A 13,072-nucleotide genomic window follows, 5' to 3' on the forward strand; every position below is an offset into this window, starting at 1 on the left:
GCCACCCCAGCGGTGCGGGCAGGTGGCCGGTACGGGCGATGACTCGCCGACCGCTCCCGAGAAGAGCACGGCCGCCACGCACACCCCGGCCGCCGTGAGGCCGAGACCGATCGAAGTGGAAAGCTTCACAGTTCATAGACGTCGATTCCCGGTCGATCGGTTCGCTTCGCTGGTCCCTGTTCGGGTGCGGGGTGAATGGGATGAGGCGTGAGGCTGCCTGTAAAGCATCACCCCAAGACGCCGGAGGCGAACAGCAGCGAGACGAAGCTGTGCCGCATCTCCCGAGGCGTCCAGTCCTTCGCGGGCAGCCCGGCGTCTTTCACTATCTTCCGGAACGCCCGCCACACCGAGCACCTGCCGCACCGAACGCACTCGCCGCCCCTGGCACGCGTTGCCGCCCTCCGCTCCACGATGGATCGAGGGCCTGCGAGGTGACCAAGAAGAGCGAGTAACGTGCGAGTCCGCACCGCTTATCGCTCATGGTTAAGGAGACGACGTGGACCCTCGGGAACGCATCTATGACCTTCTGGTCTCCTATTGGGAATCCAGCGCCAACGGTTTCGTCGCGGCCTGGTGTCAGGGGCTGAGCGTCGAAGAGACCGCTCGACGCCTTGACGCCGATCTGGACTCCGCTACCCCGTGCAGCTTCAAGAACTACACTCGCGGACTGAACGAGTCTCACGGCATGTGGGACGGAGTCATTTTGGTCAAGCAGGTTGGCGCCTGGGTTCACGTCTTGCAGCCGTACATGATTCATGCTTGGCACGATGACGCCTTGCAGGCGTTGTCGCGAGACGGAGGGCGGGCCCTGAACATCGGTTGGCACAGCGGCGGTGCCGAGCGGCTCACCTACATGGTCGATGGGCGGATTGTGGCGAATATGCCCCTCACGGCGGGGGACGTCCCTGCTGAGCTGGAGCCCTACGCACATGGCCTGCGTTTCGGATGTGAGGATCCGACGGACCCGGAGTGCGAGAATCCGGAAGATCCCATCACCGATACGGAGAGCATCGCTTCGGCATTTGTCATCGCGGGTCGGATCACTGGGCGAGAACTCGATAGGGAGCTACTGGACGCCATGCATACCCGATACTTGATCCGTGACTAGTTACAGCAATGAGCCTGACGTAACCATACGGTAACAGCCCAGATCTACCGCCTCGGCTGCGTGAAGGAGCGCCAGAGTAGCTCTTGCCCCTAACTCGTAATGAGGTGATCAGTTACCGACACTTCGGGTCGGTCGACGAGGGCGTTACCTTAGGCAAGTGGTGTTTATGAACATCCACCGACCGAAGGGCAACGAGCCTTATCCGTGTCCGTGCTGTGGGTTCCTCACGCTTGAGGAGCGGGGCATGTACGAGATCTGCCCGGTGTGCTTCTGGGAGGACGACGGCCAGGACGACCATGACGCCGACGCGGTGCGAGGTGGTCCCAACTACGAGCTGAGCCTCACACAGGGGCGGCGCAACTTCGCCGAGTTCGGTGCGAGCCGCCGACAGGACATCGGGGCGGTTCGTGATCCCCCCATATGAGTATCCGATCAAGTGATCTTGCTAACGCAGGTGCTAACAACAGGCCTGGACGGACCTGGACGATCATGGACTGAGGAGCCCTGTAAAGCCCGCTCCACCAGGTCCGGAAGGCAGCCGTGGACGGTCCTGGACGATCGTGCCTTTACTCGTATGAAGTGCTCTGGGGGTAGATGCTGCTCCGGGCCGGGGACCTGTGTCGTTGTGCTCCTACCGTGTCGGCGTGAAGGACGAAACGATCAGCCAGGCGGTGGCGGCAGCGATCACGACTGCGACGGCGAGATTCTTCGTCCGTCCGGGGATCGTGTTCTTCGACTGTCCACGGATCAGGCTTCGAGCTAGGTGGACGGTCCCGGCCCAAGAGATCCGCATCCGGGGACTCCACGTGGCTGATGCGACGAGGACGGATGTGAGAAGCAGGTGCCATCGCACCGAATCGGCGAAAGGTGTTTGGAAGTCGCCGCTGTACTGGCTGGTGTACGTCGCGACGTCGAGTAGCGGGAAGAGGAGAAGCGCCGCCGCGGCCGCGGTGCCGGCCGACCGTCCCCATCGGGTGGAAGCGGCGGCTGTCGCGGCCGCCGCCGATGCGACGAGAACGACCGGCAGGCCGATCCTGTCGGCGTCACAGGACCACCAGGCGAGGCCGTCCCAGGGTGACTCCGGAACCTCGACGATGACGTAGCTGGCTACGAGGAACCTGTCGTATGTGACCGTGAAGCGGTGGAACATCGCCGCCCACGCCGCCGCGCCGACTGCGCCCGCCCACAGGATGATCCCGTACCGTCGCCGGGGCAGGGGGGATCGGGCCGCCAGGAGCAGCGCCGCCGTTGCGGGGGGTCGCGTCCCCGCCTCCGGTACCCGAGTCATGGCGCCCTCTCCGTCTTCGCCCCCGAAAACAGATCAACTCAGGTGAGAGTAGTGGACAGCCGTCAGGCCCCCAGAAAGAGTGGCGACAGCAACCCTGACAGCAACGTCCCCACACGCGAACTCACTTCGGCTACCGTCCACCACCCTCTGACCACGACATCCGGCATCCGAACAGGGCGATTGGTCCGCTCGAAAAGCGGATAATCATCCCTGTTGCGGGCCACATTGCCCCAGTTGTAGGCGGAGCGGTAGCCGCTGGGCCTCACCGACCACTCATCGAAATCTCAGGGTGCACTCATGCTTGCTGCTCGGCCTCGACGATGAGTGTGTAATCAACGCCTGTGCGGAAGTCGCCGGAGGATCCACGAACGGTCAGTGTGTGACGGCCGGGCTGCAGCGGCTGGAGACGCACCCAGATGCCGCAAGCGTAGGATGTGGCCGTTCCCTCCTCGCCTGTCAGAGGGTTGCCCGCCACACCGGTCACGGCAACGTTGTCGTCTTCCATCCGTTCAGGCGTGACCGGCTTACCGTCAAGGGTGGCTCTGCCTTCGGCGGTGGCCATGAACTCCTTGCACACCGCCTCGGAGCAGACCCGATTCACCAGTGGGAACACCATCGGCCGCCCCGCGGGAACCCTGCACGTCCGCTGCAAGGTGCCGCCGAAGGTTCCGGCGAGGAACCACACATCCTCTGGCTGGTTCCGGTCGCAGAACTCCCCGGTCGTGTCCGTCACAGGGTTCGTGCTCTCGCCTTCCGAGGCCGCCCAGGTCCACCAGCGTCCCTGGATCGTCTCTACCGCCGAGGCGGCCGATTTCGGAGAGGCAATTCTGGCCACGTTGCTCTCTTGAGCCACCCCACAGCCGGCAAGGAGACCAACAGCCAGCAGAAGCGGTAAAGCGGATCTAAGAGACATTCGGGAATCATAGACCCGACGAGCATCTGCCCTTCCATACAGATCAGAAGATGTCGGCGACGACAGGGGTCGTGACGATCGCTGACTTCGGTGCCGCTGTACGGTGCCGGAGTGATCGGCTGCCGCGGCCTTTCTCCGTCGGGCCTTGCCGAGCGCCGTTACCGAGAGTGTTCCTCGTCTGGCCGAGGACGGATGGGAGAGCCATCGGGGCCAAAGCCGTACCTCGCAAGCTCCCTCCTCCGGACTTTCTGGGCACCGATACTCCGCATGAGGTACCCGAGGCCGAGGCCCAGCGTTATTCCCAAGGCCCTGAAGGGTTCCTCGTCGAAGAAGATGACGATGACCAGCCCCGCGGCGTAGGCGATCGTCCCCAGCGGGCCGTAGTAGCGGCGGAAGATGTAGAAGCGCCGGTGAATGTCGTCGCGGGCCCACATGCGGTACTTCGGCGGCAGTCGCACGAAGAGGGTTCGGTAGAGAAGCCAGCGCCAGAGGGGTGGCCGGTCCCGCAGGCGTACGGCAAGGCCGCCGCAGATGACGTCGAAGGATTCGCGCAGACTGAGTCTTATCTGGCCGGGCTCTTGCAGGTCAAGGAGGGTGGACAGGAGCTCTTCGCCACGGGACTCGCGGAAGCGCGGGGGGTGGGCACACATCAGGAGACGGCACCGACGCTCGTAGGGGTCCATCACGCGCCCATCACGTTGCAGCCGCGCCCGAGCCGACAGTCCTCCGCTGCCTGGATATCTCATATCTCCGGCGTACAGCCAGGGAAATCGAGAGCCATGACCGGCCCGTGCCGAACGTGACCTCAGCCTTTCAAGGTCAGTACCCCGAGCGCGTGCCCGACGGCCGTCTCGTTGAACGCCCGGATCGCCGCCGTCTCCGCCGCCTTCACCCAAGCCAGGCCGAGGATCGAGGGAGGCAACCCCGTGACGGGGACGAAGCTGACATCCGGGCGTCCGTGGTGAGCCGCCGTGGGGGTGCAGAGCAACATGCCGCCCCGGTTGAGCGCCACCTGGGTCAGTCCCTCCTGGCTGGTGGCCACCGTACCGGCCAGGGGAATGGGACGGCCGGAAGGGGTTGCGGACGGTGCCACACGCTCGCGCCACGTGCGCGGAGCCGGGCCGTCCAGGCCGATCAGGGATACGCCGGCCAGCTCCTCCACGCCGATGCTCGCACGGGCGGCCAACGGGTGGTGCGAGGAGACACCGAGCTGGTACGAGACCCGGTTCAGTCCTGCACCCGTCGCCAGATCGGGCTCGTCCACCGGGAGCAGCGTGAACGTGATGTCCACCTGCCCGGCCCGCAACTTGCCGAAGGGGTCGGAGAGCGGGATCTCCACCAGCTCCGCCTCGCACCCCGGGTACCAGCGCTCGAAGGCACGCACGCTGCCGGTGACGACATCCGTGGGCGTGGCCAGGAAGCCGATCCTGATCACGCCTGTCACCTCGCGGGCGGCCGCCTTGGCCCGGCTGACCGCGTTCGCGAGGCCGTCGTAGGAGGGGCGTAGGTCGGCCAGGAAGCGTTCGCCCAGGGGCGTGAGACGCACGCGCCTGCTGGTCCGGTGGAAGAGCCGGCCGCCGAGCCTGGTCTCCAGCGAGCGCATGAGCTGACTCACCCTGCCGGGTGACAGGTAGAGGCGCTCGGCCGTACGCGCGAAGTGCAGCTCTTCGCTGAGTACGACGAAGCACTCCAGCTCCCTGAACTCCATCCCCAGCTCCATCCGATCGCTTAGTCCACCTAAACCAAGCCTTCGACCTTCGCCATTGTTCCCGCTGGTGGCAGGCAGAAAGCTGGCCGGCATGACCATGACCGATGTTTCCACCGACCCCCGGGCGCGCTGGCTCGCCGTGTCCTCGGTCGCGGTGGGCACCTTCACCATCGTGACCAGCGAGATGCTGCCCGTTGGCCTACTGACCTCGATCGCCGCCACCCTCGGCGTCTCCGACGGGACGGCCGGGCTGATGATGTCGGCGCCCGGACTGGTCGCCGCCGTCTCCGCGCCCGTGCTGGCGATCACCACCCGACGGCTCGACCGGCGCATCACGCTGCTGGGGCTGATGGCGCTGCTGGCGGTGGCCAACCTGGCGGGCGCGTTCGCGCCGAACTACCCCGTCATGCTGGCCGCCCGGGTGCTGACCGGGGTGAGCATCGGCGGGTTCTGGGCCTTCGCGGCCGGACTCGGCCTGCGACTGGTGCCCGAAGGGTCCGTCGGGCGGGCCACGTCAATCATCTTGGCCGGGGTGTCGGTGGCGTCGGTACTGGGGGTGCCCGTGGCGACGTTCATCTCGTCGTTCGCGGGGTGGCGGACCGCGTTCATCGCCATGGGGGTGCTGGCCCTGGCCCTACTCGCGCTGCTGGCCACCACCCTGCCGCCCCTGCCCGGCGAACCCCGAGCCCGCGCGTCCGAGCCGTTGCCCCGCGAGGCCCCGGCCCGCGCGTCGGAGGGACGGCTCACGGGGCTCTCCGGCCCGCTCAGGGTCGTCCTCGTCCTGACCGTCCTGATCGTGTCCGGCCACTTCGCGGCCTACACCTACGTCCGGCCGTTCCTGGAGCAGGTCTCGCACGCCGGTCCCGCCCTCGTCAGCACCGCCCTCCTCCTGTACGGCGCCGCGGGCGTGGCCGGCAACTTCGCGGCAGGCGCATGGGCGGCCAGGAACCCCAAGCCGGTCCTGGTCACGCTGGCCGTGCTGATGGCACTCTCCATGGCGGCGCTGCCCCTGGTCGGCCTGCCCCTGATCCTGCTCGTGGTGTGGGGCCTGGGCTACGGCGGCGTGGGGGTGACCCTGCAGCTCTGGATCATGCGGTCGGGCGGCGGCGAAATGGGCACGGCGCTCTTCGTCGGTGCCTTCAACATCTCCATCGCGCTCGGCTCGTTCGCCGGCGGCCGGATCGTGGACAGCGTGTCGATTTCCGCGGTGATGTGGGTGGGAGCGGCGCTCGCCGTGGTCAGCGCGGCCGCCGCCGGCGGCTCGGGCAGGAGCAGGACGACCGGTTCATGAAAGGATCGCGCCTGATCGGGGTGCCGAAGCAGGAGGAGGGCCGTATCGACCGGATCGGTAGTGCCGGCCACATCACCGATCTTCCTGCTGGCCGCATCGCGCTCGCCTCAGCCCCGCTGACATGCTGTGGCCGGACGGAGTACCCCAGACCACGGCGGCGCGCCCGCTGTCCTGATGGCCGCGGGCTTCCACCATTCCCCGGAGCCGTGCTGCTGCCGTAAGACAGGCCCGGCTTCGACCATTACCTGGTGAAGAGTCGCTGAACGATGAGGATTTCGCCACGTTATTTGATGCGGCCAGCCCCGGGTGTACGCGTACGCGGTGAGCAGATGTGGTCGTCGGCTCGTTGCCGGCTGGGCCGGGGACCAGACATCGCGTGGAAGGCGCTGCTGAAGTGGGAGGGGCCAGCGAAGCCCGCCTCCACGGCCGCCGTGCTCAGATCCGGCCATGTTTCCGGCAGGGTGGCGATCCGTCCCGTCTGGGCTCGAAAGAGCCGGAGGAACGTCGACATGGACAGGTCGACGTACAGCGCCTGACTGGGCCACAACCACAGCGCAGCCCGATGACGACACGTTTCTGAAAGCGGTGCTGGTTGCATGCGGGCATGCTGGCCAGCACTTCGATCGCCCTCTTCCCCCATACAAGGACTGACATGTGGCTTGACCGCGCCGCGACCGCTCTGCTTCTCCTCGCCGGGGCGGTGAACCTCCTCCCCGGCTTCGTCGCGTTCGCGCCGTCCCGGATTACGACGGCGTACGGAGTGTCGGTCGACGGCGCTCACTCCGCCGACCTGACGGTGCTCCTGCGCCACCGGGCCGTCCTGCTGGGGCTCGTCGGGCTCTCCCTGATCTGCGCGGCGTTCATCTCGTCGCTGCGTATCCCCGCCGTCACGGCCGGGGCGATCAGCATGGGATCGTTCCTGCTGCTCGCGTACTCCACGTCGGGTCTCAACAGCGCGACGATGCGCGTGGCGCGGATCGACGTAGCGGCGATCGTGTTGCTGGCCGTCGCCGCTGTCCTCGTCTGGCGGAAGAACGCCTGAGTCCGCACGTCGTACGGACTCTGCCAGCTTGCCGAGATCGCCCAGCCCTGGCGTGGGCACCGTCTGCGGGGTGGGGCGCGCCGCCAGGCAGAGTCGGCCGGGCGGCGTTCATTCTCTGAGCCGCGCAACGGGCCGAGCCGACCGCTGTCAGCGAACCGCGCAACCAAATCAAGCACTTGAGTCACCAGGTCAGAGAAGCAGGTGCCCCGGGTGCACAGCCACAGAAAAGCTTGTTCGGTGAGTAAGCAGGGACCTAGGCTCCCGACCATGAAGCGCTCGACGATTGCGGTGCTTGTCGTCTGCGTGGGGGGCGCTGCTGCTTTAGTGGCTCTTGTCGCTTTCCTGATGCTTCCCGATGGGTGTACCGCTGAGGATGACCGGCTCGCCGCTTCCTTGGCCACGCTCAGCATTCTCGATGCTCATCCGGCGACCGCGACGCCCCAGGGGGGACGCAGCTCCGGTTGCTACGGTGATGGCCGGCTAGTGAACGTCTTGCAGTCCTATCGCTCTTCAGGCCCGGTAGCCGATGTGCTGTCCTTCTATCGAGACGCCGCGATCATGGATGGCTGGAAACCCCCGCCGGGGGAGGGGCGTGAAGGGGTGAGCTGCTTCGTCAAGTCCGTTGGTGGTAGAGATGTTGGCTTCTCCGTGTGGGTCGTGAAGGAGGAAGGCGAGGAGTACGACGTAGACGTGACCTCTTCCATGACCGGCGGCGGGGGCTGGTGTTGACATCGAGCGGGGGCTACGGCTGGAGTGACAGCAGCGTCCTCACCCGCGAGCACATTTCGACCACCGTCCACGGTTCAAAGGCGGCAGGCGGTGGAGAACTCAAGGCCAAGGTCGCCCCTCCGAGGTGAGCGACGGCAGACGGGACGATCTCCGTGTCCAACGTCATTGGAGTCAGCGACGTCAGCACCGCGAGGTAGAACCCGCTCATGAAGCGTTCGACGATCGCGGTGCTCATGGCTGCTGGTGTGGACCGGTTGGCGTCTGGCGGGTGACGTGGGATGCCGGGAGAATCGTGTCACCCAGCTCACATCGTGATGATCTCGGGCATCGATGTACCTGTCGAGAAGGGCTTCACGGAGGCACAGGAGGAGGCCGGCTGCCATGGCGATCACTGCTTTGATCCTGTTCATCACGTTCCTGGTGCTCGTGGGTGGTGTGCGCACGTGGGTTCAGGTACGTCGCACCGGTGACACCGGTGACAGGCGTGCGGCAGCCCGGCGTGATCCGGTGCAACGGCGGATCGACGGGCTGGCCGCGATGGGTGCTCTGGCCCTGGGCGTGGTCTCTCCGGTCGCCGCCCTGGTGGGACTGGGGCCTGTGGTGGAGAGTTCGCTGGTCGAGGTCGGCGGCCTGGTGCTGGCGGTCCTGGGGATGGTCGCCACCTTCGCCGCCCAGCTGGTGATGGGTGATTCCTGGCGGGCCGGTGTCGACCCCGACGAGCAGACCACGCTGGTCACCTCGGGGCCCTTCCGGTTGGTCCGCAACCCGATCCTGACCGCTGTGCTGGTCACGTGCACCGGATTGACCCTCATGGCGCCCACCGTGGTCGGCCTGGCCGGGCTGGTCGCCGTCGTGATCGCCAACCAGTTGCTGGTCCGCCGGGTGGAGGAGCCCTACCTGCGCCGCGTGCACGGCGAGGACTACTTGCTCTACGCCGCAGCCGTTGGCCGGTTCGTGCCTGGCATCGGCCGCCTCAAGTAACCTCGCCCCCCGCCGCCGACGGCGTGAGATCCGGCACACCATTCCACGCAACGAGGTCGATCAGACGATGCCCCTGACGAGGATGACCGCGATCACTCAACGCTGGGCGCTCGCCGGGACCGGCCGCTCCTGAGCGGGCACGGTGGTTCCATCCCTTTCCCGGTTCAGGCCGCCGTGCCGTTGTCGACCTGTCGCGCGGGTGCCAAGAAAGGCGCCCGCGTGGTAGGTGACGTCATATAAAGCGTGCGCTCTCCCCGGGCCGGTCCGCCTCAGCCAGAACAGGACGTGCCCGAGAACCCTGAAGATTGTCAACTGATCCAGCGCGACGGCTGCCCGGTCAGGCGGGAGATGGTGTCGAAGTCGGCGTCGGCATGCAGCACGGTGAGCTTGTGATGCCGAGCCGTCACCGCCATGAGGAGATCGACCGGGGAGGCGCTCTGGTGCCACCCCTTGTCAGCGAGATCGCGTTGCAACTCGCTCGTCTCGTCCCAGGCCGATTCGGCGATGACGTAGTACGGAAAGGTCTCCTGGAGCAGATTGCCGGCTTCGTAGAAGGCTGGTCGGCCGCCAACAGCTCGGAGATACTCCTGCCTAACAGGCTCACAGATGCCGACGAGCCCGGCAGAGACCGTCTGGTCCCACTCTGTCCCGACTTGGCCGCGGTAGAAGCGGACCAAGGCGCTGGTATCTATGAGGTAGAGCTCTGTCACGCCACGGCCTGGTGTGCGCTGTCACCCTTATCGATGGCTGAGAAGTCGATCTCACCCTCAGCCACCATCTCCCGCATGCGAGCCACGGCCGCTGCCCGCCTGCGTCGATCAACGATCTCTCGCAGGGCGGCGTTGACCGTGTCTTTCTTGGACGAGGTGCCGAGCAACTTCGCGGCCTCGGCCAGGGCCTCGTCATCGAGGTCGATCAGTGTCTTGGTCATGATGCTCCCACCTATATATACGAATTGAGATTAGTATATCAGCGGCGTTGATCCAGAGATGCTGTTCGCAACCTGAACGCGCGAAGACGAGGATCAGGTTCTTGCCATGAGGTCGGGGTTGTCGGTTGCCGGGGGTGGCCAACGTGATGCTGACAGGCACAGGCCGGGGATTACCGGGGCCGAGCCGCTCGTCGGCGTGGAGATGGCGGATGCGGCACGCCGCCCCGGCCGGCAGGCCTTTGTGGATGGGGCACCGTCGGCATTCCGTTACTTCCAGGTTGCGGCCCGGGAGCCGGGCGACTGGAGTTTGCGGCGCAGGTCACCGGCCTGAGGGTGGCCGAGATCGCGGAAGATCTCGTACGCCTCCAGCCAGCGCTCGCGGGCCGTCTGCTGGTCCCCGGTGGCCTCGCTCGCGTCACCGAGGTGCCCGAGCAGCTGGGCCCGTAATTCGGGGCTGTCCATCGTGCCGGCCAGCCGGAGGCCACGCCCGTAGTGCCGGATCGCGGTCTCCGGGTCGCCCAGCCGCTGGTAGAGCAGGCCCAGCGTGTCCAGGGTGACCACCTCGTTGGCCCGGTTACCCGCCCGTTGCTGTAGCTCCAGCGCTCGCAGCTGGAACTGCAGCGCCTGTTGGTAGGCGCCGAGCTCGGAGTGGTACCAGCCCACCGCGAGGCTGGCCTTGCCCGCCCAGAGCGGGTCGTCGAACTCGGTGAAGAGCGACAACGCCTGCTCGGCCTGGTCGAGCGCACGCTCGCTGTCGCCTTGCAGCCAGTACACGTAGGACAGCACGAAGCGGTTTTCCGCCTCGCCCGCCCGGTCTCCGGCGGTGAGGCTCAGCTCGAGCGCCTGCCGCATGTGGGCGTGCGCGTCGTCGAACCGGTCGAGCCGGCCGTTCACCGCGCTCAGGAAGCGGTGCGCGTGCGCCGCCGCCGGGCGGTCGGTCATGGCGGTCGCCGCGCGCAGCGCCACCGCCCACGCCGCCCCTTCGTCGTGCCAGCGCCGCTGGTCGTTCAGGAATGTGTCCAGCGCCCAGCTCAGCTGCCACGCGTGCCGGTGCATGCCCTCCTCCTCGGCCTGCCGCAGCGCGGTCAGCAGCACCGCCTGCTCGGTCTTCAGCCATGCCAGGGCGGCCGGGAGGTCGAACACGCGTTTCGGCTCGGCCCCGTCCGCGGGCGCGCCGAGGGTCATCGGGATGGGCGCGCGCACCGGATTCAGCACCAGCTCCGCGTGGTACGCGGTGTGCGTGTAGTGGTCGAGCAGCCGGGTCAGCGCCGCCTGCCGCACGGCCTCGGACTCCTCGGCCCGGGCGCGCTCGCCGGCGTAGGCGTGCAGCAGGTCGTGCATCCGGTAGCGGCCGGGCGCATGCTCGGTGATCAGGCTGGCGTGGGTCAGTTCGGCCAGCGTCCGCCGGACATCGGGCAGTGCCCGGCCGGCCAGCGCGGCCGCGGCGGCCACCGAGATGTCGGCACCCGAGGCGAGCCCGAGTAGCCGGAACAGCCGTGCGACGTCCTGGCTCAGCGCATCGTAGGACCAGGAGAACACGGCGTCGATCTCGAGTGCCGCGAGCCGGCCCCCTGGGTGGCGCAGCTCTGCGGCGATCGCCTCGGGCTGGAAACCGGTCAGCCGCGCCCGCGCGCCGACCAGCGCCAACGCCAACGGGAGCCGTCCGCACGCGGCCGCGATCGCGGCCACGGCGTAACCGTCCGCGACCTCAGGCCCCGGGCGCCGACCGGTGTCCGCCGCGGACCGGGAACGGTGCGGCCCGGTCTCGGCTGCGGGTGACCGGGTGTTCGAGTCGGTCTTCTGCGGGGCGCCGATGCCGAGCCGGTGGCTGAGCAGCTCGACCGCCTCCTCGATGTCCGGGATGTCCAGCGTCAGCGCGGCGGCGCCGGTCTCGGCGATCAGGGCGGTGAGCTGCCGGCGGCTGGTGACGACCGTGCGGGCGGCCGGGCCGGCCGGCAGCAGCGGCCGGACCTGGTCGGCGTCGCGGGCGTTGTCGAGCACGACCAGCAGGTGGCGGTCGGCGGACCGGCTGCGGTAGAGCGCCACCTGCGCCGCGAAGCCGGGCGGGACGCGGTCGGGCGGCACCCCGAGGGCGTCCAGAAATCCGCGGACCACCTCGGCCGGATCGACCGTGGTGTGCTGGGAAAAGCCGCGCAGGTCCACGTACAGCCGGCCGTCCGGGAAACTCGGCGCGACCAGGTGAGACCAGTGCACGGCGAGTGAGGTCTTGCCCACTCCGGCGGGCCCGGAGATGGTGACCACCGCGGCTGTGGCCGCGTCGAGCGCGCGCAGCGCCTCGGCGCGACCGGTGAATCCGTCGACGTCGGCGGGTAACTGCGCGGGCGCCGGTGGGTGTCCGGCGTCCGGCTGCGCGGCGAGCTGAAAGGCGGCCCGGTCCGCCGGGGACAGCTTCAGCGTGTCGGCGAGCACCCGGACGGTGCTGGACCGGGGCACCGCGACGCGGCCGGACTCGATCGCGCGGATCTGTCGCTCGCTGATGCCGGACAGGGCGGCCAGCTCCTCCTGCGTGAGCAGTGCCCGAATCCGGAAGTCACGCAGCACGCTGCCGAACATCGATCCCCTTCCCGCCGGTCCACGGTATTCGATCACGTTCGTGGCGTTCGCAGCCTAACCGCCGGTTAACTGCCGGTCGAGCGCCTGCCGCCGGACCGCCGCGGTTGGTTCGCTGGAGGGACCTCACCGGTCCTACCACTGGAGGGAAGTTGAAGTTCCGCACGCGAAGACGGCGCTCGCCGCGGGGGCAGCGCTGACGATCGCATGACGGGCGTGGTCGTCGCGATCGGCATGGCGGTCGGCCGGCGGCGAGGCGTGCGGGGTGACCGTCCGATACGGCCCCCGGCGCGGCGACGTGGGCTACGGCAGGACGACATGTCACGAGAACGCCGTGATCGACAACCCCAACGAGGCGGCTCCAGGTTCATCGGGCCGGGCGGTCACGCCTGACAGCCGGGCACTACGGCCAGTACGAGCGCACGGTGAGCTGCTGATCGCAAACGTCCGGTGATCGGCCGGAGCGGGTGGCCCGGCCCGCCCCCGGCACAGCCCGCAGAAGGGCTGTGC

Annotated in this window: 14 protein-coding genes; 7 read left to right on the forward strand and 7 right to left on the reverse strand. The window is 67.8% G+C overall.

Annotated elements, in window-relative coordinates; translation table 11 throughout:
- Positions 1 to 496: 496 nt before the first annotated feature.
- From ABZ260_RS33340 to ABZ260_RS33350, 3 genes are all read left to right on the forward strand, one after another.
- The gene (locus ABZ260_RS33340) at positions 497 to 1,108 is read left to right on the forward strand and encodes a DUF6461 domain-containing protein (protein ID WP_355625705.1); all 612 of its coding nucleotides are present in this window, start codon (positions 497 to 499) and stop codon (positions 1,106 to 1,108) included.
- 166 nt (positions 1,109 to 1,274) lie between these two features.
- Complete coding sequence (locus tag ABZ260_RS33345; RefSeq protein WP_355625707.1) at positions 1,275 to 1,532, forward strand: CPCC family cysteine-rich protein; 258 nt, start codon at positions 1,275 to 1,277, stop codon at positions 1,530 to 1,532.
- Positions 1,533 to 1,752: 220 nt separating this feature from the next.
- On the forward strand, positions 1,753 to 2,211 hold the full coding sequence (locus tag ABZ260_RS33350; RefSeq protein ID WP_355625709.1) for a hypothetical protein: 459 nt from the start codon (positions 1,753 to 1,755) through the stop codon (positions 2,209 to 2,211).
- A gap of 480 nt (positions 2,212 to 2,691) precedes the next feature.
- Here ABZ260_RS33350 and ABZ260_RS33355 read toward each other — a convergent pair whose 3' ends face one another.
- The 3 genes from ABZ260_RS33355 to ABZ260_RS33365 form a co-directional block, all read right to left on the reverse strand.
- Positions 2,692 to 3,309 carry a signal protein gene (locus tag ABZ260_RS33355; RefSeq protein ID WP_355625711.1) on the reverse strand — a complete coding sequence of 206 codons (618 nt, stop codon included), beginning with the start codon at positions 3,307 to 3,309 and terminating at the stop codon, positions 2,692 to 2,694.
- A gap of 158 nt (positions 3,310 to 3,467) precedes the next feature.
- Positions 3,468 to 3,992: a hypothetical protein gene (locus tag ABZ260_RS33360; RefSeq protein ID WP_355625713.1), complete on the reverse strand. Its 525-nt coding sequence runs from the start codon at positions 3,990 to 3,992 to the stop codon at positions 3,468 to 3,470.
- 122 nt (positions 3,993 to 4,114) lie between these two features.
- Positions 4,115 to 5,017, reverse strand: a complete 903-nt coding sequence (locus ABZ260_RS33365) for a LysR family transcriptional regulator (protein ID WP_355625715.1) — start codon at positions 5,015 to 5,017, stop codon at positions 4,115 to 4,117.
- A gap of 67 nt (positions 5,018 to 5,084) precedes the next feature.
- On the opposite strand from ABZ260_RS33365, the gene ABZ260_RS33370 reads away from it, so the two are divergent.
- The 3 genes from ABZ260_RS33370 to ABZ260_RS33380 all read left to right on the forward strand — a co-directional run bounded on the left by ABZ260_RS33370 (position 5,085) and on the right by ABZ260_RS33380 (position 8,079).
- A complete protein-coding gene (locus tag ABZ260_RS33370; protein ID WP_355625717.1) occupies positions 5,085 to 6,308 on the forward strand; it encodes an MFS transporter in 1,224 nt (407 codons plus the stop codon).
- 652 nt (positions 6,309 to 6,960) lie between these two features.
- Positions 6,961 to 7,350, forward strand: coding sequence for a hypothetical protein (locus ABZ260_RS33375; protein WP_355625719.1), 390 nt, complete (start codon positions 6,961 to 6,963; stop codon positions 7,348 to 7,350).
- A 267-nt stretch (positions 7,351 to 7,617) separates the two neighbouring features.
- Complete coding sequence (locus ABZ260_RS33380) at positions 7,618 to 8,079, forward strand: hypothetical protein (RefSeq protein ID WP_355625721.1); 462 nt, start codon at positions 7,618 to 7,620, stop codon at positions 8,077 to 8,079.
- A gap of 13 nt (positions 8,080 to 8,092) precedes the next feature.
- Here ABZ260_RS33380 and ABZ260_RS33385 read toward each other — a convergent pair whose 3' ends face one another.
- A complete protein-coding gene (locus ABZ260_RS33385) occupies positions 8,093 to 8,314 on the reverse strand; it encodes a hypothetical protein (RefSeq protein WP_355625723.1) in 222 nt (73 codons plus the stop codon).
- Between the two features lie 146 nt (positions 8,315 to 8,460).
- Here ABZ260_RS33385 and ABZ260_RS33390 point away from each other — a divergent pair, with 146 nt between their 5' ends.
- Positions 8,461 to 9,060, forward strand: coding sequence for an isoprenylcysteine carboxylmethyltransferase family protein (locus ABZ260_RS33390; RefSeq protein ID WP_355625725.1), 600 nt, complete (start codon positions 8,461 to 8,463; stop codon positions 9,058 to 9,060).
- A gap of 308 nt (positions 9,061 to 9,368) precedes the next feature.
- On the opposite strand, the gene ABZ260_RS33395 is transcribed toward ABZ260_RS33390, so the two are convergent.
- From ABZ260_RS33395 to ABZ260_RS33405, 3 genes are all read right to left on the reverse strand, one after another.
- Positions 9,369 to 9,770 carry a PIN domain nuclease gene (locus tag ABZ260_RS33395; protein WP_355625727.1) on the reverse strand — a complete coding sequence of 134 codons (402 nt, stop codon included), beginning with the start codon at positions 9,768 to 9,770 and terminating at the stop codon, positions 9,369 to 9,371.
- Positions 9,767 to 9,991 carry a type II toxin-antitoxin system VapB family antitoxin gene (locus ABZ260_RS33400; RefSeq protein ID WP_355625729.1) on the reverse strand — a complete coding sequence of 75 codons (225 nt, stop codon included), beginning with the start codon at positions 9,989 to 9,991 and terminating at the stop codon, positions 9,767 to 9,769. Before ABZ260_RS33400 ends, ABZ260_RS33395 begins: the two co-directional genes overlap by 4 nt.
- A 267-nt stretch (positions 9,992 to 10,258) precedes the next feature.
- Entirely contained in the window at positions 10,259 to 12,565 is a 2,307-nt protein-coding gene (locus ABZ260_RS33405) for a tetratricopeptide repeat protein (protein WP_355625731.1), read from the reverse strand.
- Between the last annotated feature and the right edge of the window lie 507 nt (positions 12,566 to 13,072).

The sequence above is a fragment of the Streptosporangium sp. NPDC006013 genome, from assembly GCF_040614275.1.
Lineage (GTDB): Bacteria > Actinomycetota > Actinomycetes > Streptosporangiales > Streptosporangiaceae > Streptosporangium.